Origin of the sequence: Undibacterium sp. GrIS 1.8, assembly GCF_040544445.1 — a bacterium.
In the GTDB taxonomy this organism is placed as follows: Bacteria; Pseudomonadota; Gammaproteobacteria; order Burkholderiales; family Burkholderiaceae_D; genus Undibacterium.
On record NZ_JBEONQ010000026.1, the window covers coordinates 24,040 to 45,980 of the forward strand.

A 21,941-nucleotide genomic window follows, 5' to 3' on the forward strand; every position below is an offset into this window, starting at 1 on the left:
GAATAATGTTAACTTCATTCTTTGATCAAGGTATGCACAGGCTCAACGACATCGTCAGACCAGGCATGCTATGCGCGTTTGATTTTGATGGCACCTTAGCGCCTATCGTGACGCAACCAGACAAGGCCAGTTTGCCGGCTCCTGTATTGCGGCGACTAACCATCCTATCGGAGTACGCACCGATTGCGATCATCACGGGCCGCTCGATTGCGGATATTTGTACCCGGCTCTCATTTGTGCCGGACTATGTGATCGGCAATCATGGGATAGAAGGACTGCCCGGTGAGACGATAGATGCTGAACATTACAAAGCACTTTGCAATGAGTGGGAGGCCCGATTAAACCTGGCATTGCAAGCGCATCCCAGCATAGACCCGGGGATCTGGATAGAAAATAAAACTTACTCGCTCTCAGTACATTATCGACTTGCCACGAATCGCACGCTGGCCGAAAAACACTTGCTCGCTTTATTTGCACGCGTCACTCCCGAAGCAGATATCGGCACCGGAAAATGTGTCTTTAATCTCTTGCCGCCAGGCGCGCCGAACAAAGGTATCGCCTTGCAGCGCTTGTGTGAATCCTGCCAAGCACCTACCGCAATTTATGTCGGTGACGATATCACTGATGAAGATGTTTTTAACATGCACAGAAAAGACTGGCTAAGCTTGCGGATAGAACGTTCGGACGACACTGCCGCAGAATTTTATCTGAATCACCGTCTGGATATTGTCAGATTGCTGGACGAATTAATCGCCCGTTTAGCAGCGATGCCGAAGTGGAAAAATGTGACCCGCGCCATGAGCGGCTGAGTCAGTTAGTGGAATAAATTGGGACGCAAAGAAAAACATAAAAACAAACATAAAGGCAAACATAAACGCAGACACCAATCCGATCAAAATACTTGATCGATTGATTCACTAATTGAATATACTCCCAATTAGTATATTTAATTGTCCATATAATTATTGGACGATAGAGCATATTTCACTAAATTAATGGGGAGTATATTAAATAAAACCTTTTTTATGTACGAATAAGGATGGGCATTTAAGTAGGTAAACTGCTAGCTAATTGGATCAGCTTATTTATTAATTCTCCATCGAATTTTCAGGAAGACGGCAGAATGTTTAAGCAGTAAATAAGCTTTCCCGATCAACGATTTTTGTAAAGGAATTTCAGCATGTCAACACTCAATCTTGGATTAATAGGCAACTCACGCACCAGCGCATTGATTGACCAAAAAGCGTCCATCGTCTGGTGGTGTTTTCCGGTATTTGATAGTGACCCTATCTGCTGCACCCTGCTGCAAAAACAAGATCCTGAAAATGCCTCAGGCCTGATCGATATCCAATTAGGCGATGCGATATTAGTCAAACAAGAATATGAAAGAAACTCCGCCATCTTAAGCAGCCTTTTTGCCGATCCAGCCGGAAATAGTTTTGAAGTAATTGATTTTGCGCCACGCTTTCGCATGCATGGCCGCCTGTTCTCACCTTCTATGCTGGTCAGAATTATTCGGGTTGTATCTGGTCGTCCACGGATTGCATTACGTATCAGACCCACCATCAATTATGGTCAGGAACGTGCCGAAGTCCGCAGCGGCACCCATCATATTTCCTATCTAGGTGGCGAAGCACCGATGCGTCTGACAACGGATGCATCAATTTCTGCGATCCTGACCGAGCGCCCCTTCTTCCTGCAAGATAGCCTCACACTCATGATGGGACCCGACGAAACGGTGAACGGATCACCGCATGATGTCGGGCGCTCGTTTTATGAACAGACATTGGATTATTGGCAGAACTGGGTACGCAATCTTGCCATCCCATTTGAATGGCAAGATGTCGTCATCCGCGCTGCCATTACCTTAAAACTAAATGCCTTTGACGATACCGGTGCGATCATTGCTGCCGTAACTACCTCAATACCGGAAGCAGCAAATAGTGGACGTAATTGGGATTACCGTTACTGCTGGCTACGAGATGCCTACTTTGTGATCAACGCCCTAAACCGGTTGGGTGCGACCGCGACGATGGAGCGCTATTTAGGCTACATACTCAACATCATTGCCGATACCCGCGACACGCCGATGCAACCAGTGTATGGCATTCGCAGAGAAGCAACGCTGACAGAAAATATCGCACCGGCATTGGCTGGCTATCGAGGAATGGGGCCAGTCCGGGTCGGTAATCTTGCGTATAACCAAATTCAAAACGATGTCTTTGGTGCTGCGATTATGGCGAGTACCCACGCGTTTTTTGACATGCGTCTGGCACGTCCTGCCGACCGGAAAATATTTGATGATCTGGAACGTCTGGGCGATCAGGCGATCCTCAGTTACAACACACCCGACGCTGGCATCTGGGAGCTACGTGGTTCTAAACGTGTACACACATTTTCCAGCATCATGTGCTGGGCTGCATGCGATCGTTTGGCGAGTATTGCAGGCCAACTCAAGCTAGCCGATCGTGCGCATTACTGGTCAAGTAATGCGAGCAAAATGCATCACAATATTTGCGAAGCTGCGTGGAATCCGGCAATGCAAAGCTTTGTCTCAACCTTCGGCGGCGAACACTTAGATGCCAGCTTATTGCTGATGGCGGAGTTTCAATTCTTACCGGCGACTGACCCACGCTTTATCAGCACAGTAAATAAGATCGGCACCGTATTACGTCGGGGTGATTTTTTGCTGCGATATGATGAAGAAGACGACTTCGGTAAACCAGAAACAGCCTTCCTGGTTTGTACTCTGTGGTGGATTTTGGCGCTGGCGCAAATTGGTGAAAAAGTGCAAGCCAGAGAATTATTTGAGAAAGTACTGACACATCGTAATCCGCTTGGTCTGCTGGCAGAAGATGTTGCGCCAGAAACGGGCGAGCTTTGGGGTAACTTCCCACAAACTTACAGTATGGTTGGCCTGATCCAGTGCGCCTCGCGCTTAAGTATGCCTTGGGATGAAGCCTATTAAAAAAATAGCGCTCATCATGTCATCATGACGAAGGCGACAAACATATTCCTATGTCGCCATTTTGTACGCGCGAGTAATTGCATTATCAGCTTTGGCCGAACAGCAAAAAATCTAATCTATACGAGAAGATGCGTGAATGTACGTGAATATCCGTGAACATACACGAGTGCTCAAATCATGAGCATGGGAATCATGCCTAATCATGTATCGTGCAATTCGTAGGCAACTTGATTGTATCCCCGTCGCTTAGCGGCATTCAAATGCTGATCTGCTTCCGATAAGGCGACGCTGTCATTATCATGCTCAGTCAAGGCGATTGCGACACCAATACTGACGGTGACTTGCTCAACGATCGGCAATGTAGTTTGATTGACAGCATTGACAATTTTTTGTGCCATGGCGACTGCGGCAGGCAAATCGACCGCAGGCAATAAAGCGAAAAATCGCTCGCCGCCCAAACGGCCAACCACATCGGTGGAGCGCACGGTATGCCTGATGATAGCCGAGACCTCAATTAATACTTTATCTCCAACCCCGCCTCCAAAACGCTCATTGATATTTTTTAAATGATCAATGTCCATCATCAATACGGCATAAGGCACACCTGTGCGCTGCATACGGGCAAACTCAGAGAATAAGGTTTCATTGATAGACAAACGATTTGCGAGTCCGGTCAGCAAGTCACGTCGTGCCATATGATGCAAAGCCTGATTGGCGGCAGCCAACTCTGCAGTGCGCTCGGTGACTTTGCGTTCAAGCGACAAATTTGCCTCTAGTAAGGCTCTCTTGCGATACAAAAGCTGATCCGTCATACCACTTAATGCGTCAACCAGATCGCGAAGTTCGTTGGAACCCGCGTTCGATTCCAATACGGCGTTTTCATCACCGCGCTCAATTAGTCTGGCAGTGATTGCCAGCCGCTCCAGCGGACTGCTAACTTTGGAAGCGACCCAATAAATACTGCTGATAAAAAGAATCGCTGCGACGATCCCAAATAATAATAAAGTGCGCCGCAATTCAGTCACTGGCGCTAGCGCTGTCGCTGCTGGTTGCCTGACTACGATGCGCCAGTTGAGTGGGCGTGTCGCAATCACTTCTGCGACGAGGATGGAGCTACTCAGATACGCTGTGTTACCACCCCAGTTATCCAGCACAAATTCTTTTCCAGATAGTACCGATGGTGGGATTTTTTGCGCATGCAATTCAGGCCGGTCTGGATAAATGATTTCCTGATCTGCGTTCACGATAAAGATTTCTTGTTTATTCATGCGGGCATTTTTGGGTTCCAAGACACGAATTACATCACCCGCCCAACGCCAATGGGCATGCGCAGCTAGTACCCCGCGCAGTACACCGTTATCATCGAATACGGGCGCTGCAAAATCGATAAACCGCACTGGCCCTTGACCCTCGCTCTGCGGTAAAAGCTTGGCCAATAATTTTGCCTCATGCAGATCGCCGACGTAAGCCCCTTCTTTGCCACGCTTAAACCAAGGGCGCTCTGCGACGCTGTTACCTTCTAGCAAACCAGCAGCGGCAGATTGGACTATGCCAACAGTGTCTGCGACACCAAGCCAGCTGTAGTAAGGGTAAGAACGCCGCAAACGATTGACGGCATCTTTTGTATCGCTGCTAGACAATGGCAATCGACGGAAGACCGGACTGCCTGCCATTAACTCAATCTCTCTTTGCCGCTCTTGCAGATTGGCAGTCAGCACTGCAGATACCGCAACTGCCAGATCCCTGACTGCATTCCCACGTTCGATAATCAATCGCTCAGAAAACACGTGGTTGACATGGTAATAAACAGGGACGCCGATTAGCAATGCTAGACCGCCAAACAAACCGACCAGGCGACTTTTAAAACTATTGGGTAAGAGATTCATGAGAGCTGCCATCAAGTTTTTCAAGGGTTCCGCGTGCATCATCAGTCAGACCAAAGCACCGCTGTCGACACTGCAAAAAATCAGTGCTGATGTAAGCTTGAATATAAGCTTGAATATAAGCTTGAATGCAGGTGCAAATACAGGTGCGAGACATAGAATCAAGCCTGATGAAAATCACGGCATGCCGAAAAATTGATGTAATTATTGTACGCCTTCTCCCCCACTTTGGTTAAATAGGCAAGACAATAATGCAAATAAATGTTAAGCCCGTTTTTGCCTTAGCCGCATCACATCAAATGCGATGAAATAATTTCGTCTAAACATCGTGTCGTGCAGAATTAAACCTATTCATTTCATGCATAGAAAAAATAAAATCAGCGCACTCCTGTGAGATTATGGCGGTCACTTTATTTAAGGCAATTTGCTACAGAGCGCTTTGTTAGCCCACCCCACGTATGATCAATTCATCTTCACGACTCCGCTTCCTCCCCGCCATTTTTATTTTTATCTGGGCCTCTGGCTACGTAGTCGCTAAATACGGTCTGCCTTACGCCGAACCGCTAACTTTCTTATGCTTACGGTATTTAGGTGTCATCCTGTTTATGGGAGTGTTGGCAGTGACCATGCGGGCGCCCTGGCCTGCCAGATCAGCCTGGCCGCATATCGCGGTAGCAGGCGTATTGATGCAAGCGGGTTATCTTGGCGGAGTCTGGTGCGCAGTCAAACTTGGCATGCCCGCCGGTCTGGCAGCCTTGATCGTCAACACTCAGCCCATCTTGACCGCCGTATTGGGGCCAGCAATTGGAGAAAAAACGCAAGGCAGACAATGGATAGGTCTGGGCTTCGGGATCATCGGTGTCGGTCTGGTCGTAGCGAACAAAATCTCTGTCGTGCATTTATCCGCAGCCAGCATTGCGCTGGCAGTCATGGCACTGTTATCGATGACCATCGGCACCTTGTATCAAAAGAAAACCTGCCCCTCCTTTGATGTACGCACCGGTCAGGTAATCCAGTTTTTGGCATCGCTGATCTTAACGCTGCCGTTTGCATTGATGCTGGAAACCCAGACGATACTCTGGACACCAGAATTCTTTGGCGCAATGGCATGGTCTATTTTTGTCTTGTCCGGCGTCGGTATCTCGGTACTGTTTATCCTGATACGCAATGGAGAGGCGACTAAAGTCACCAGTTATATGTATCTGGTTCCTGCAGTCACTGCGGTCATGGCGTGGCTGATGTTTGGTGAGCGTTTTACCGTCACCGCCGCTGTGGGCATGGCAATCGCGTTGCTGGGCGTGGCTTTGGTGGTTAAACCCGGGCGTTGACTAAAGACAAAGAACACCACATAAGACACATAGAATTAATATACTCCCACTACGTATATTTTAAGTGTCCATAAGAATACTGGACAATACGCCATTTTTAAAATAAAAAATGGGGAGTATATTCAACTTAAGAAATTACACCGAGGTCAGAACAAAACTCTGCGCAAGCAACTTCAGCATCAAATTCAGATTAAGCCAGATCAAGCGCACCCATCAAATAACCACCATACCAATTCGCCAATCTGGCGATTTTGCGTCATTAACACCACAAATCACCTTATCCGCAAATGGGGAGTTAATCGTCATTGAGAACTTTTTATGATTGATTAAAAGAATTTATCTGATTTTTTTAAATCAAGCATCTCAGTGGAGTTAAAGTGGCATTATTTAAACAAAACCAGTTGACCTGAGATTTCTCGCCTTGTATGTTGTCCGCTGAGACAGATGGATAGCATTCTTCCACTGCCTACATGCCGAACCGAACCGCAGCGAGCAGAACAATAATCTAGCCGAAAACCCTGAGAGATCATCAAGATGAGCACTGAACAGACCACTCACCGACATCCTATGCGCTGGATTCCTACGCTGTATTTTGCGCAAGGCTTGCCATTTTATGCCGTCGCATTGGTCGCGGGTCTGATGTACAAAAGTATGGGGATGCCAAACGACCAGATCGCGCGATGGACTGGACTGATCGGCGCTGCCTGGGTCTTCAAATCCTTATGGAGTCCATTTCTGGAATTGGCCAGTAGTAAAAAATCCGTCGTGGTTATTTTTCAGATCATCGGTGGCGCAAGCTTAGGTCTGGTCGCACTGTCGCTGCAACTACCCATGTATTTCGCAATCAGTATTGCCTTGCTCGCGGTAGTGGCGTTTGCCTCTGCGACTCACGATATTGCCTGTGACGGTTTGTATATGGCGAGTCTAAGCAATAAACAGCAGGCCGCCTATGCAGGATGGCAAGGCGCATTTTTTAACGCTGCCCGATTTTTTTCTTTAGGCGGCTTAGTTTATTTGGCCGGCTATCTCGAAAAACATATGGACCCAGCCCATGCATGGATGATCATCTTTGGGATTCTCAGCGTGATGCTGATCGTGCTTGCGCTCTACAATTTGTGGGCCTTACCAGGGACAAAAAATGCGCCGATGGAAACCTCACTCAAAGGTGCATTCTGGATTTTGAAAGACGTCATCATTGATTTTTTTCAAAAGCCAGGCATCTGGATCGCCATCATTTTCATCATTTTGTTCCGTGCCGGAGAAGGCCAGGTACAAACCATAGGACCGCTATTTTTGCGTGAAGCAAAGGAGCTTGGCGGCTTAGGTTTGACTACCGATGAAGTCGGTATCGTATATGGCACAGCGGGAACCATCGCATTTTTAACAGGTAGCGTGCTCGGTGGTTACTTCACCTCATGGCTGGGACTAAAGCGCGCATTACCTTATCTCATTATTGCGATGAACCTGCCTATTTTGGTATTTGTTTTCCTGAGCAGCAATTTGCCTGGCAATCTAGGCATCATTACTGCTGCACTGTGCATAGAAATGTTTGGTTATGGCTTTGGTTTTGTCGGCATTATTTTATTCATCATGCAGGTGGTGGCGGTTGGTAAATATCAGACCGCACATTACGCATTGGGATCAGGTGTCATGCAATTGGGCTTCATCATTTTTAAAATGATCAGTGGCGATATCCAGCTCGCCTTAGGGTACAAAAATTTCTTTGTCTGGGCGCTGATTTCTGCGGTACCGGTCTTGATCTTATCGCGATTTTTAAAATTCGAGGCCGAACAGAAAGTACCTGTAATAGTCTGATTATGCCATCGCAAAGCATAACTAAAAACTAGCAAGCATCAACTAAACTAAAGCGCACTCTGAAAAAACAGAATGCGCTTTTTTTACTTCTGCCGAGCCTGCTACACAAATCACCTCAGCTTGACCATGTTTAAGTACGACAAGCCTGCCCTGTGGCATCAAACAAATGGCAACGGGATAAAGGCATCACCACATCGATCTGGCTACCTGCCTTTAACGCGGGCGAGGTCGCGCACAGATCCGCACTCAATTTAATAGAGAGGCTTTGCTGATCGTTTTTAGCATTTGCAAGGTGTCCGTAAATTACAGAGGCGTCACCAAGATGTTCAATGAAATCGATGGAAATCTGTAATACGGGCGCTTCCGTTGAGCCACTTATTGTATGCGGTAAAGCTAGTTGCTCTGCACGCACGCCCAACGTAACAACATCACCGATAGCGACTTGTGATGCAATCACAGGCAAGGTCAAGCTAGTTCCATCTTTTAACCTTAACTGTGCATCCGTGCCATTGAGTGCGGTCACTTCTGCATTCAGAAAATTCATTTTCGGCGCGCCTAAAAATCCTGCAACGAACAGATTGGCAGGACGTTCGTATAACTCCAAAGGCGTACCAAGCTGCTCTATTTTTCCAGCATTGAATACAACAATACGTTGACCCAAGGTCATTGCCTCCACCTGATCATGGGTCACATAAATCATTGTCGTTTTTAAATCCTGATGCAGCCGACTCAACTCAATCCGCATCTGCACGCGCAGACTGGCATCGAGGTTGGAAAGTGGCTCATCAAATAAAAATAGCTTGGGCTGACGCACAATCGCGCGACCAATCGCGACCCGCTGGCGTTGACCGCCAGACAGATCTTTTGGCTTACGTTGTAGCAGATGTGTAATTTGCAATATCTGAGCGGCCTGCTGCACGGCATCGTCAACTTGCTGCTTTTTTTGCCCCGCCATTTTCAAGCTGAATGCCATATTTTCATAGACAGTCATATGCGGATACAGAGCATAGGACTGGAACACCATCGCAAGACCGCGCTTGGCTGGCGGGATATCGTTGGCCATTTCTCCATCGATGAATAGCTCGCCATCGGTGATGTCTTCTAATCCAGCGATCATACGTAGCAAAGTTGATTTACCACAGCCTGAGGGCCCGACAAAAACAATGAATTCACCGTTGTTGATATCGAGATTGATACCTTGGATGACTTTGGTGTCGCCGTAGTGTTTGGTGATATTGCGTAGTTGAACTTGAGCCATTTTTGTTCTGGTATTCTCTCGAACTAATATTTTTATACTTCGTAGCGACAGGCCGGGAGTGACGACCCCGCGGCGTCCGAAATACCTCCAACCAACAAATACATCAAAAGCCTAAAGAGTCTCTAGAAGCTCTGATGAGATAAGTAGAGTGCGCCATGCGCACCACTCCCGCCACCAAATTTCTCAAACATCAAAACCAGCTACAGGCAACTTACCTTCAGCAACAATATCTCCACGTAACCAAGCCGCAACAGCGGCTATCGCTGGCGTAGCAAAACCATAGGTAATCAGCGCAGGCGATTGGATGTCCAACGATTGAAACGGGTTCCATAACACCAGATGTAAATCCGGCTTCCATTCCCGGCGAATTTTTTCGCTGTAACGCAAACGGATTGTGGAGGCGAGTATCGTAAAGCGACCATCATCGGGCAATGCGCTCCAGTCAAATTCGTTCGCCCGATCAAATTCTACGGTTTCAACATCATAAATTTCACTCAGCATCGCGCTGACTTTTTCGGAGCGGATACCCGCTTCCGAGACGCCGTCGCTGACCACATTAGCGCTGATCACTAAACGGACTTTATTGCCGGGTGAAGGAGCTTTGGGGCTGTGGTAAGGCGTCAATCCACGCTTCCATCCCTCTGCCATTAATTGCAAATCGTGTGCTTCGGTTTGATAGGCGATTTGAAACCCCGTTTGCTGACATGGATACTGTTGCGTCAGTTTGGTGATGCGCGCCAGCCGTTGCTGCAACCCAGCTGCGTCGATCTGCTCGCTTTGTATGGCGTCGGTCAAGGCTGCCAGTGTCTCGATCTGAGTTTCTCTGGTGCCTAATGCCATCACCAGATCAGCCCCCGCATCCAAAGCAAGGACGGCGGCTTTGCCCGCGCCATAGCGACCGGCAATTGCGTGCATGTCCATGCCATCGGTGATAACGACGCCCTGATAATTCCATTCATCTCGCAAAATGCCAGTCAGGATTTTTTTCGACATCGTGGCGGGATAATCGGCATCTAATGCAGGGTAAACAATGTGTGCCGTCATCATGGCTGGCGCGGCGTCTTTAGCCACACGAAAAGGTGCAAACTCCAGTGCATCCAGTTCTGCACGAGACTTATCGACCGTCGGCAAATCACGGTGCGAATCGACATTGGTGTCACCATGCCCGGGGAAATGTTTAACGCAGCACGCGACGCCCTCGGACAAACTGCCTTCCATCCATGCCATTGCTAAACGACTAGCCTTCTGCGGATCAGAGCCAAATGAGCGTTCAGAGATGACGGGATTATCAACGTTATTATTGAGGTCGAGCACCGGAGCGAAATTCCAGTTAAAACCGAGAGACTTCACGCCACGCGCAACCGCCGCACCTACCGCGCGACATAGCGCTGGGTCATCGCTAGCTCCCAAAGACATCGCAGCGGGCGGCTGCGGCACCCAGGTCGCTCGCACGACCGCTCCGCCCTCTTGATCAATGCCGATCAAGGCATCCGGCCCCATGACGTCTCGTAAATCCGACGTGAACTTAGACAGCTGCTGCGCATCCACCATATTTTGGCGAAACAGGCAAACTGCGCGGATATGATTGTCACGTAAAAATTGCGCCATCTCTGCATCAAGCGAGGTACCGGGCATGCGTATCATGATCAATTGACCTGCGATTTTTTTTGCCGCTGCGTTTGTCATTATGTTTGTCATTTCACTGCTCCATCCATGCCGCGCATAAAAAAGCGCTGGGTAAATAAAAAGGCGACGAGTATCGGCGCGATCGTCAAAATAGTGCCCGCAGCAATCACCCGTGTACTGCTGCCGTAAGTACCACGCAGATACAGCACACCTGCCGACAAAGGAAAATCATCGGGCTTACTAATTACGATAGAAGGCCAGATATAGTCATTCCAGGCTTCCACCGCAGTCAAAATACCGACCGTTGCTAACCATGGCGAGATCAATGGCAACACGATTTTCCAGAAAATAATCCACTCCGGTGCACCATCAACCCGTGCGGCATCAATCAGGTCTTGTGGTACTTCATCGAAGGCTTGTTTCAACAGCAGTATCGATACCGCGGTCACCACATTCGGCAAGATCACACCGGTATAAGTATTGACCAAGCCTATCTTGGTCAGAGTGATAAAGTTCACCAAAAAATTCACTTCTGACGGCAAAATCATGGTTGCCAATATCAGCCCAAACACCAGCTTGCTACCGCTGAAGCGCATGCGTGACAAAGGATAGGCTGCCAGCGAGCACAGTAGTAGTTTCCAGCATACGGTTGCTACGGTAATCAGCAAGGAATTTTTATAAAACGCGATCATCGGGATGACGCGGAATACTTCAATAAAATTGTCGATTGATACCGCTTGTGGCATAAAGCTGGGCGGGAATTCAAAAATATTGCCCTCAGTCGATACCGCCACTACCAGCGTCCACCAGAACGGGAATACGCATAACACCGCCAATGCGATTAGCACCGTATATTGCACAACAATTTTAAACAGACGCTCAACGGAATAGGACATCACCTGTGCCTCGGCTTCAGATAGCGCAGACAAGCCAGTGCAATGGCAATACAAGATAATGACATCACAAAACTGGCGGCAAGACCGCGTGGCAATTTCAGATGTTTTAAACCCTGATCGTAGGCATAGTAGAGCGCGGTGAAAGTTGAATTCATCGGGCCGCCCTGAGTCAGAACATCGACCTCCTGATATGCCTTCAGCGCAGCTAAAACGGACATGATGGTACAGACCATGATGGTTGGAAATAGCATAGGTACGGTGATCTTCCAAAACCGTTGCCATAGATTTGCACCGTCTAACATGGCGGCTTCTTGCATCTCGGCCGGGATGGATTGCAGCGCCGCCAGATACATCACCATATACCAGCCCAGTCCGCGCCAGAGCGAGACAAACATAATCGAGAAAATCGCCAGACTATCATCCGATAACCAGCCCAGTGGTTGATTAATGGCATGCAGTTTCAGGAGTGCATAATTCAAGGCGCCCTGATCATGGAACATAAATCCCCACATAATCCCGACTACCGCAACCGTGGTCACCACCGGCACATAATAAGCCGCACGGAACCAGCGTATCGCTGGCAATTGGGTATTGACCAGCGACGCCAGTAAGATCGCACCGACCTGAATAAACGGGACGATCAATAAAAATAGCAGGGAATTTTTAAGACCGTTGACAAACATCGCATTTCCAAAAATATAGCGATAATTATCCCAACCCACCCAATGCGTAGCGCGGACTAAACTGAAATCGGTAAAGCTCAGATAGGAGCCATATAACACTGGCCAGAACGAGAACAACGCGAGCAACAATAAAGCCGGTGCGAGGAATACATAGGCAATCACATTATGTCGTCGAAAGGCGGACATAATCAGTGATCCTCCTTCGCCATCATCCCGGCATGGATTTGTGCATTAACGTCAGCAGCCAGCTTTTTATTCCAGATCGCCACTGCCTCATCAAGTGCCAGCTTGATCTCTTTTTTGCCCGTCATTCCCGCCTCTACTGCCTGCACCAGAAACCGCCGCAACTCATCGTAATCAGTAATGCCATCCACATACAAACTGCGTGAATACTGCATAGAACCAGCAGCAACGGTCTGCGCAACTTCTGCTGCGCCCGCATGATCCGGCATCTGTGCAAAGTAAGGATTAGCAAGTGCTTTGACTGTGGTCGGCATGACTTTGGCAATCTTAGCAAAGGCTAATTGATTCTCGTCGTTCGTCAGAAATTGGGCAAACTCAGCAATCGCGGGAAGCGATCGGGGATTGACGCCTTTTGGTACAGCAAAGTTAAACATCCAACCACCGTCGGCAATACCCGTAGGACCAACAGGCGCAGGGAAAATCGCGGTATTCGCATAGATTTCGGCAGAGTCGGCCTGAATACGTTTTAAGGCAGTTGGCGCGCTGACCATCATGCCTAAGCGACCGCCCAGATAAGCATCCACCACGGCGGGGAAATTGTCTTCGGCAAACAATTTATCCTTCAAAAAACCGTTCACCTTATAGGTGTCAGCGAGCTTTTTGATCAAGGCGATATGGGCGGGCGAATTAAAAACAGCCTTGCCATCTTTGATCAGCGGCAGACCTTGCTGCATTAAAAAACCATCGATCTTGCCTAGCGCAGGCGCATAGCCAGCCTTACCAGTTTTGGCTGCAATCTGGCGTGCATAGGCGAGCAGCTCGTCCATATTTTTCGGTGCTTGCGTGATCCCAGCAGCACTCAGAATTTTACGGTTGTAGGCAATCACATTGACGTTGCTGTAATGTGGAAAACCGTAGAGCTTGCCGCGAAAGGTCAGATCATCGAGCGCGCCTTTGGTGTAGACCGTTTTGTTCTTCATCAGACCGTCAACCGGTTCGATAAAACCATCACGCGCAAATTCTTCTGCCCACGGCACGCTGAGATTGACTAGTGAAGGCGGTGTGCCTGCTGCAATCGAGGTGATGAGTTTCAGTTGCAAAATATCCCAGGGGAAATCTACCCACTCGACCTTGACACCGGGATGTTGCGCTTCATACGTTTTAACCAGCGTTTGAAAATACGGAATGAACTTCGGCTTTAAGCTCATGGTCCAGAATTCGATTTTTTCTGTAGCGTTTACGCTAGTCATAGCAAGCACAGAGACCGTTACCGCGAACGAGAATAGGAATATGGCGCGCCGCATGGATACCGCTAGCCTTGCAAGGATTTTGCTAGCTCGCTGCCCCATCACTAAACGCCACATTCTGCCTGACAAAGAAATACTCCCCTATTTTTTTTGTAAAATATCGCTGATTGTCCAGGTTTTCTATGGACAATGTAAATATACTAACTAGGAGTATATTTATAAACAGTTTTAAAAAAAGCGCTATGCTCTTTCGTTACCAAATGCGCACTAGTGTTTTTCCTCGTGCGATTTCAATTCGTCTTGGTCACTTTACTTAAATGCCGTGGCTTGTCAGGATCTAATCCGCGGGCGATCGACAAGTGCGCTGCCATGACATAAAACGCCTGAATCGCCACGATGGGATCAAGGTCTGGTGTGGCTGCGGTAGGCAATGTCAGGTTACGTTCTTTTACGTCGATTGGTGCTGCCAGCAACACATTAGCGCCACGGCCACGCATCTCTTCTGCCAGCGCAATTAAGCCTGCTTGGGTAGGACCGCGGGTTGCAAAAATCAGCAGAGGATAGCCATCATCAATCAAGGCCATCGGGCCATGTTTGATCTCTGCACCACTAAATGCTTCTGCCTGTATGACTGAGGTTTCTTTAAACTTAAGCGCCGATTCTAATGCGACTGGGAAGCTGATACCGCGCCCGACGGTCATGATGCGCGACGCTGGGGTTAACACGTCTAAAGCATTAGACCAGTCGCAACGGGTAGCCGCCTCTAAGGCTTCTGGCAGAGACTCAATCGCGCTCAAAAATTCCGCATCGTTTTGCCAATTGCCTGCAACACGCGCACCGGCAACCAGTGAGGTAATAAAACTCTTGGTTGCTGCGACACTCAATTCTGGCCCTGCATGCAAAGGCAAAGTCCATTCGGCGCTCTGCGCTAATGGCGATGTCGCATCGTTGACTAATGCCACCGTGGAGGCGCCGCCCTCACGAAAATAACGAATCGGCTCAATTACATCCGGGCTTTGTCCCGACTGCGAGATTGCAATCGCCAGCGCATCGCGGGCATGCAACGGTGACTTATTCAATGTCACTAATGACATCGGCAAAGAGGCAACGATGCGACCCAGGCGCGACATGATCAGGTAGGCTGCGTAATTAGCGGCATGGTCAGAACTACCACGTGCCACCGTCAATACCGATGACGGCGGATGATCTCTGAGATGTTTTCCCAGCGCGATATAACGGCCTTTGTCCTGCGTCAGTTGATGCGCCACAAACTCGGCGGACGAGCAGGCTTCCTTAAGCATTTGCGAGGTCAATCTTTTCTCCTTCTACATACACAGCAATCAGGTTGAGCTTGCGGTCAAGCACGACGATGTCGGCATAACTATCCACTTGCAAACGACCACGATCAGATAAGCCGAGATAATCGGCGGCATAAGTGGAAACACGCTTAGACGCGTCCGCAATATCGAGACCGATGCTGACCAGATTGCGCAAGGCTTGATCCATCGTCAAGGTGCTACCTGCTAGCGTGCCGTCTTCTAGCCGCACACCGCCCAGACATTTATGTACCACCTGACGGCCGAGCATGTACTGACCATCTGGCATACCAGACGCAGCGGTAGAATCGGTCACACAATACAGATGCGGAATCGCCCGCATTGCCGCCTTGATCGCACCGGGATGAACATGCATCAGATCGGGAATAATTTCAGAAAATTGTGCATGCGCGAGTGCTGCGCCGACCATGCCAGGCGCGCGATGATCAAGGCGCGACATCGCGTTATACAAGTGCGTAAAACCCTTGGCACCATTTTCTAAAGCGGCGACACCCTCTTCATACGTGCCCAGTGTATGACCGAGCTGCACCACCATACCCATATCGGTCAGCTCACGTACCAGTTGTAAATGACCTTCCATTTCTGGTGCAACTGTGATCAGTTTGATCGGTGCAATATCGTGTAAATGCTTAACCTGTTCCAGCGAGGCAATCCTTGCAAAATCTGGTTGAGCACCGAGCTTGCCCGGATTGATATACGGGCCTTCCAGATGGACGCCAAGTACGCGTGCTGCGCCTTTGGTTCTGGTTTCGCATACTGGCTTTAAAGCGTGCAGAGCTGCCTCCAGATCAGCCATGGGCGCGGTCATGGTAGTTGCCAGCAAACTGGTCGTGCCGTGCTGTGCGTGCATGCGTGCAATGACCTCGGCAGCATCACCTGCTTCCATCGTGTCTTTACCGCCAGCGCCATGCACATGCAGATCGACAAAGCCGGGCAAAATATATACTTGCTGATTTTGTGCTGGATCAATGGTCGCACCAAGGATTGCCGTCACGCGTTCTGCAAAATCGATAGAGCCGCTAACCCAACCGGAAGAAGTCAGGACATTGCCTTGCAAAGTTCCACTCATCTGAACAGCTCCGCAACAAAATCATAATAATCACTGCGACAAAACGAGTGCGTCAGTTCTACCGCAGCACCGGTCGGCAAGTAACCAACGCGGGTAATGTAGAGCATTGCCGCACCTTGTTTAATGCCTGCCAGCTTGGCTTGCTCGGCCGTCGCGTTGACAGCACGGATATGTTGCAAGGCGCGGGTCGGCGTGACGTTATGCGACTCCAGATAACCATACAAACTGTCGGTGACTAATTTAGGATTGGGTAAATAGATCGCCGGTATGGTCGTGCTCTCTATCGCCATCACTACATTATCAGCAGTGCGCAAGCGCTTTAGCCGCGATACCACAGTGTTGGGCGACAAACCTAATGACAAAATCTCTTCCGGTGCGGCGATACCGGTTTCGCGTGAAATCCATTGCGAACCTGGTGCAAAACCACGTTGGCGCAGCTCTTCACTAAAGTTAGTCAGACGGGATAAAGGTTGCTCTAATTTTGGGGTGATATACGTGCCAGAGCCATGCTTGCGGGTGAGCAGCCCACGCTCGCACAACATATCAATGGCTTTGCGCGCAGTGACGCGAGAAATCTCTAATACCTCGGACAATAAGCGCTCTGATGGCAATGCCTCGTCTGGCTGCCAGATGCCGCTATGGATGCCTGTTGCTAATTTGTTCGCCAGTTGCAGATACAAGGGCGTAGAGCTTTCGCTATCTGGTTTGAAATCACTTAATTGCGCTTGCATAGTTTTTTCCTAGTGAAGCGTTTTTACAAATTACTCATGAATTTGCGATTAAATTTTTACTGCATGTTCTGTATTAAAAATTGATCTGACGTTGAATCAAAATCAATGCACCCGCTGCTGAGTCCGATTTTGGCTTTACGATGCGAGGCAATAAATCTAAAGGCAAGTAAGGCAGCATCGGTTCTGCCAAGCCACCGCACAAAGCAATCGGCAACAATCCCGACGGATCTAATGCGGACGCCATTTTAGCGACTTCGCTACCCGCAGCCAGCATAATGCTACCAGCACTGGTCGTCGTGGGTGCATGCGCAATCACGACCGGTGCCAGTTGGGCATAGTTTGTTTGATTTGCCTTGGCTAACCAGTTGAATATGAGATCACGACTCTCAGTGTTACTTCTGTTCGCTTTATGTTCAGTCTCATTTTCAGCTTCAGTAAGAGCATCAGGGCCCGCACACGCTTGCAACAATGCTGCAGAAAACGCATCCTCTGGACTGCGTCCATCCAGTACATGCTGAATATGATTGATGGCTCTTAAACCCAACCAAGCGCCGCTGGCTTCATCGCTGGATGGAAACCCCCACCCTCCAACTTCACGACGGATGCCATCCACTAACATCACCTCGCCTGCACTGCCTGTGCCTAATGCAATAATCGCACCAGCCGCGCCTTGATGTGCGCCTAACAAAGTTGTCTCGGCATCAGTTCCGATCGCCAAGGAACCAAAGCCCGGATTTTTTACATAGAATTCTGTTGCCCATTGCTTGTTATGAATACCCGCCAAGCCACAACCTGCGGCAATTTCTCGTAAGGGTGGCATCGCCAACCCTGCATCAAAAAACGCTTTTCTGGTAGCAGCAAGAATCGATTGCCAGGCTGACTCAATACCATGCATCAAACCAGATGGTCCCGCACTGCCCTGACCGACTTCAGTACCGCCAACCTGCACCAGACGCACTCGGGTTCCGGTGCCGCCGCCATCGACGCCTATCAGGTATTGGTATTGATCAATCACTTTCTCGCCCATAGAATTTTTATTGGTTTTCACTAAGTTCTTACTGTTAATTCTGCTTTTTGCAGTGCAATAAGACATCCTAGAGCTTTTATATAGTGGTTGTCAATAGGTATTTAAGTGGTATTTAAAAATCTTTTGTACTAGCGAATCATTATTTCTTTTATTGTGCAGAACGATGGGGTCACTAATGGCACCGATATTGATCATATCTATCTCAATCAAGTGATCGGATGACAGCTTCGACCAGATTACTTTCGCTAAGAAAAAGGTGACGGAGCATATGCCCCGTCACCGATAATTTGAGGGGTTTGAAATCAGCACCAACATTAGCATCGATATCAAACATCTCAGTCACTCATATTACATTTTTGCGTGCAAAGTCAGGTAGAACTGACGACCACTTTGGTACACAGAACGTGGCTGATCTTCATTTAAGGCATAATATTTTAGCGTTGGATTATTCAGATTTTGTGCATCTAAAGTGATACCAAAATTCTCATTAATCTTATAACCAAAGGATGCTGACACTGCTCCAGTTGCCGCCTGCGAGAATGCAGTCTGACGATCTAAGCCACTGTAGAAACTAGACCGATAACTATAGGACAGACGCGCATTAAACTTATCATCTTCGTAGTAACCACTCAGATTGTAAGTATTTTTGGAGGCACCCACGACGTCTTTTGAATCAGCATCTTTGGCATCAGCATAAGTGTAGTTAGTGGAGAAACCAAAGTTCTTACCGACTGGCTGCTCATACGCTAACTCGATACCTTTCACCTTGGCGCTGGTATTGGTTGGAACTGATAAAATATACGGCACCATCGCACCTTGTGGTGTCTGAGCGCTGTACGTCATATAGCTCTTAGAGACTTGTCCTATCCCGACATAGCTAGTCAAATCCATATAGAACAACCCTGCGGATAACAAAGAACGCGGTGCAAAATACCATTCTAAGGACGCGTCAAAGTTATTCGAGCGAATCGGTTTCAGATCAGGATTAGCGCCACTACCGCTACCTACACCACCGGCAACTGCTGGCGGACTCAGGCTGATCGCACTTGCCAGTGCGCCGTAGTCTGGGCGAGTCATCGTCTTCGATACAGCAAAACGGGCAACCAGATCTTTGGTGACATCAAGACGTAAATTCCCACTTGGTAAAATATCGTTATAGGTATTATCGAATTGCTGACGGATGAATGGACCAAACAGGGATGTTGTGATCGCACCAGGCGTCGTAGCAGTGGCAGCAAATGGTAAGGTCACGCTTTCTTTAGTTTGTACAAAACGGATACCAAAGTTACCGCTCCAGCCTTGACCTTCCAGATTGCTTTGGATATACGCGGCACTGGTGTTTTCTTTAAGCGCGAACTCAGATGCCCAATTTTCACGAGAGCCATCGGTCGGACGCAAGGCGTATTGCGCGTCATAAGCCGCTAACTGACCAGCGGTATAGGACCAGACGTTTGTTGGAAAACTACCACCAAGACCACTACCAAAATTACCTGGATATGAAACTGTTCCGCCAGCAGGTAAATTGTTGAATGCAGAGCCATCCAAAACCGGACGTTGATTATTCACAAAATCATTGTTGCGCTTATGTTCAGTAGCACGTACACCGAATTTCAGGTTGGTAAATACACCTTGATTAATCGCATACTCACCGTCTAGCTTAGCCCAAGTTTCTTTATCTTTAACGCTGACTTGCTGATCGCCGAAAATCCAATCCAAACCAGTATTGGCATTGCTGGAATTATTAGTCGTACCCAGATTCCAGTTGGCGGCGCTGCCAATGCCGTTCAAGCCCCAGGAAGCACCACTACCTTTGCCGGTATCCCACTCAGCCACGTCTTGTGTCAAGGTTTTTCCTGTACCGCTGGAAGTTCCCAACTGACCATTTAACTTGAAGGACGAATTGACACGCCAGCTTGCTTCAACGCTGACAAAATTAGTATCAGAACCAGCATCAGGACGGGAAATCTGATCGTAGATGCCGTATTGCGTACCAGCGACACCAGTGAAGTTAGCATTGGTCAGAGTTTTTACGCCGTTGGTCGTGCTCACAACATAACCAGGATCAGGCGCTTGTCCTGCACCGCCATTGATGAAGTGGGTGCCCCACATCATATAGTTACGATTATAGTTAGCAGCATCCATCGTCGAACTGAAGGCATTAACATCGATCGTAAAATCATTGCTTGGTTTGAATTGCAAATCAATCAAACCACCCTGACGCTTACGTACTTGTTCAAATAATGCAGAACCCATTAATCCTGGGTAATACACTCCAGCCAAATCAGGATTAGACAGGGCAACTTTGCTGTTAGGTGCAATTTTTTCGTAACCCAAAATCTCTTGGCCATCACGGCGCAGGCTACGCTTTTCAGAGAAGGCTTGGATCATGACACCAAACGTATTGGCATCATTCTTCCAGTTCAGCAACGCGCTGATTTGTGGATCGGTCTTCTTAGGCAGATCGGCATACACCGCACCGATAGTCGCTTCAGCAGTAAATTGCTTTTTAAAATCCAGCGGCTTACGGGTAATGATATCGACGGAGCCAGCAACACCCCCCTCAACTAAACTGGCCTCAGATGACTTATGGACTTCAACACGGCTAACCAACTCAGATGGCAACAAGGTATAGCTGACACTACGTCCGACACCAGGACCACTTTGGTTCAGGACAAACCAGTCACCTGCCGCCATGTTGTGGCCGTTGATTAAGGTCTGAGTCAAACTTGGGTTGGTGCCGCGCATACTGACGCGATCGTTTTCATCAAAGCCACCTTCGTTACCACTAGCAGAACTTGTTGTAACACCAGGCAAACGCTGCAATGAGTCAGCGACGTTTTTATCTGGCATTTTGCCGATATCTTCGGCAGTGATCACATCCAGATGTGAATCCGCATTACGTTTTTGATTTAAAGACTGTTGTGCAGCAGCGCGAATACCCGTAACCACCACTTCTTGTGCTGCCGGATCGGCTTGCTGCGCTTGTGCTGACATTGCGACTGTCATGATTAGCACTGCAACACCGGACGCGATTGGCGTCAGTTTAGGCGTTGATTTAGGTGCTAACTTAAGTGTCAGATTACTTTTCATTTACTCCCCCAAGATTTATCAATCAAAACAATTTGATGCCCTGCTGCGAGATATTTTTTTCTATACAGAAGAGCGTTTCGATACCACCCGCGATACTGCAACTTACCAAGTCAAACATACAAAACCACTTAAATGCCACAATTTAAAACTAACTCTATAAAACGACACAAGGTCTTTACTTACTCAATCAGGCCATGGCGTTTCAAATGCGCAGACCGTGGTTAAATAAAAACTGAATCTGATTGAGTAAGATAAAAAATCTCTAGCAAGATCACTCTCATGCTTTTTATCTTTGGGGCGACTGATACTTTGATTTTCGCCTGAAATAGGAAGCAGTGGGCTCACTGTAGTTAGCGTAAAAGTGGCTGTCAAGCGGTATCTACGTGGTATTACCGATACTCATATTGGTACTAATAAGAAGAATTAAACAAACATTACAAGCCATTGATTTAAATCAATAATTATTTAATTCAAATATGTTTTTTATAAAAGTGGACTGATTAGTTTTTACAACAAACAAATAAGCTTAATCATTTATCAGATAAACGATATTGCAGAGAAATTTTTTCTGACGGGGGCTTTTCTTGGGCGTTTTCGCTTGAACACCAGGCTTAAAAATCGATACAAAATTTGTCCATTGTCATAGACAGGAACCATCTATTTTTTTGAGCAATCAATAAAGGAAATCAAACCCATCGCAATCAAATTAGCGAATGAGGCATAAAATAATATTCAGGACTGGATATATAATTGGTATTAATGTCTTATCTAACGATGAAGTACACTCAGTCTCATTCGTG

The 21,941-nt window shown here is 48.0% G+C and carries 16 protein-coding genes; 5 read left to right on the forward strand and 11 right to left on the reverse strand.

Annotated elements, in window-relative coordinates:
- Positions 1-5 precede the first annotated feature (5 nt).
- Both otsB and AAKU64_RS13395 read left to right on the forward strand, forming a co-directional pair.
- Complete coding sequence (gene otsB / locus AAKU64_RS13390; protein ID WP_354333091.1) at positions 6-809, forward strand: trehalose-phosphatase; 804 nt, start codon at positions 6-8, stop codon at positions 807-809.
- 371 nt (positions 810-1,180) lie between these two features.
- Complete coding sequence (locus AAKU64_RS13395; protein WP_354333092.1) at positions 1,181-2,968, forward strand: glycoside hydrolase family 15 protein; 1,788 nt, start codon at positions 1,181-1,183, stop codon at positions 2,966-2,968.
- A 200-nt stretch (positions 2,969-3,168) separates the two neighbouring features.
- On the opposite strand, the gene AAKU64_RS13400 is transcribed toward AAKU64_RS13395, so the two are convergent.
- Entirely contained in the window at positions 3,169-4,854 is a 1,686-nt protein-coding gene (locus AAKU64_RS13400; protein WP_354362240.1) for a sensor domain-containing diguanylate cyclase, read from the reverse strand.
- Here AAKU64_RS13400 and AAKU64_RS13405 point away from each other — a divergent pair.
- From AAKU64_RS13405 to AAKU64_RS13415, 3 genes are all read left to right on the forward strand, one after another.
- Positions 4,853-5,050, forward strand: a complete 198-nt coding sequence (locus tag AAKU64_RS13405; protein WP_354333095.1) for a hypothetical protein — start codon at positions 4,853-4,855, stop codon at positions 5,048-5,050. The two genes, AAKU64_RS13400 and AAKU64_RS13405, sit on opposite strands and share 2 nt — an antisense overlap.
- A gap of 259 nt (positions 5,051-5,309) precedes the next feature.
- Positions 5,310-6,179, forward strand: coding sequence for a DMT family transporter (locus tag AAKU64_RS13410; RefSeq protein WP_322119542.1), 870 nt, complete (start codon positions 5,310-5,312; stop codon positions 6,177-6,179).
- A gap of 534 nt (positions 6,180-6,713) precedes the next feature.
- The gene (locus tag AAKU64_RS13415; RefSeq protein ID WP_354333097.1) at positions 6,714-7,994 is read left to right on the forward strand and encodes an MFS transporter; all 1,281 of its coding nucleotides are present in this window, start codon (positions 6,714-6,716) and stop codon (positions 7,992-7,994) included.
- A gap of 130 nt (positions 7,995-8,124) precedes the next feature.
- Here the strand turns inward: AAKU64_RS13415 and AAKU64_RS13420 are convergent, their stop codons facing one another.
- The 10 genes from AAKU64_RS13420 to AAKU64_RS13465 form a co-directional block, all read right to left on the reverse strand.
- Positions 8,125-9,252, reverse strand: coding sequence for an ABC transporter ATP-binding protein (locus tag AAKU64_RS13420; RefSeq protein WP_354362241.1), 1,128 nt, complete (start codon positions 9,250-9,252; stop codon positions 8,125-8,127).
- A 183-nt stretch (positions 9,253-9,435) separates the two neighbouring features.
- Positions 9,436-10,950 (reverse strand): glycoside hydrolase family 3 protein, encoded by a 1,515-nt coding sequence (locus AAKU64_RS13425; protein WP_354333101.1) that lies wholly within the window; start codon positions 10,948-10,950, stop codon positions 9,436-9,438.
- On the reverse strand, positions 10,947-11,774 hold the full coding sequence (locus AAKU64_RS13430) for a carbohydrate ABC transporter permease (protein ID WP_354362242.1): 828 nt from the start codon (positions 11,772-11,774) through the stop codon (positions 10,947-10,949). The genes AAKU64_RS13425 and AAKU64_RS13430 overlap by 4 nt, the downstream gene beginning before the upstream one ends.
- Positions 11,774-12,643, reverse strand: a complete 870-nt coding sequence (locus AAKU64_RS13435) for a carbohydrate ABC transporter permease (protein WP_354333104.1) — start codon at positions 12,641-12,643, stop codon at positions 11,774-11,776. The genes AAKU64_RS13430 and AAKU64_RS13435 overlap by 1 nt, the downstream gene beginning before the upstream one ends.
- 2 nt (positions 12,644-12,645) lie before the next feature.
- A complete protein-coding gene (locus tag AAKU64_RS13440; protein WP_354333106.1) occupies positions 12,646-13,890 on the reverse strand; it encodes an ABC transporter substrate-binding protein in 1,245 nt (414 codons plus the stop codon).
- 287 nt (positions 13,891-14,177) lie between these two features.
- Positions 14,178-15,188 (reverse strand): SIS domain-containing protein, encoded by a 1,011-nt coding sequence (locus tag AAKU64_RS13445; protein WP_354333161.1) that lies wholly within the window; start codon positions 15,186-15,188, stop codon positions 14,178-14,180.
- Positions 15,181-16,293, reverse strand: a complete 1,113-nt coding sequence (gene nagA / locus AAKU64_RS13450; RefSeq protein WP_354333108.1) for an N-acetylglucosamine-6-phosphate deacetylase — start codon at positions 16,291-16,293, stop codon at positions 15,181-15,183. Before nagA ends, AAKU64_RS13445 begins: the two co-directional genes overlap by 8 nt.
- Positions 16,290-17,024: a GntR family transcriptional regulator gene (locus AAKU64_RS13455; RefSeq protein ID WP_322119549.1), complete on the reverse strand. Its 735-nt coding sequence runs from the start codon at positions 17,022-17,024 to the stop codon at positions 16,290-16,292. The genes nagA and AAKU64_RS13455 overlap by 4 nt, the downstream gene beginning before the upstream one ends.
- A 73-nt stretch (positions 17,025-17,097) precedes the next feature.
- Positions 17,098-18,072 carry a glucosamine kinase nucleotide-binding domain-containing protein gene (locus tag AAKU64_RS13460; RefSeq protein WP_354333110.1) on the reverse strand — a complete coding sequence of 325 codons (975 nt, stop codon included), beginning with the start codon at positions 18,070-18,072 and terminating at the stop codon, positions 17,098-17,100.
- Between the two features lie 327 nt (positions 18,073-18,399).
- Positions 18,400-21,141 carry a TonB-dependent receptor gene (locus AAKU64_RS13465; RefSeq protein WP_354333112.1) on the reverse strand — a complete coding sequence of 914 codons (2,742 nt, stop codon included), beginning with the start codon at positions 21,139-21,141 and terminating at the stop codon, positions 18,400-18,402.
- Positions 21,142-21,941: the final 800 nt, after the last annotated feature.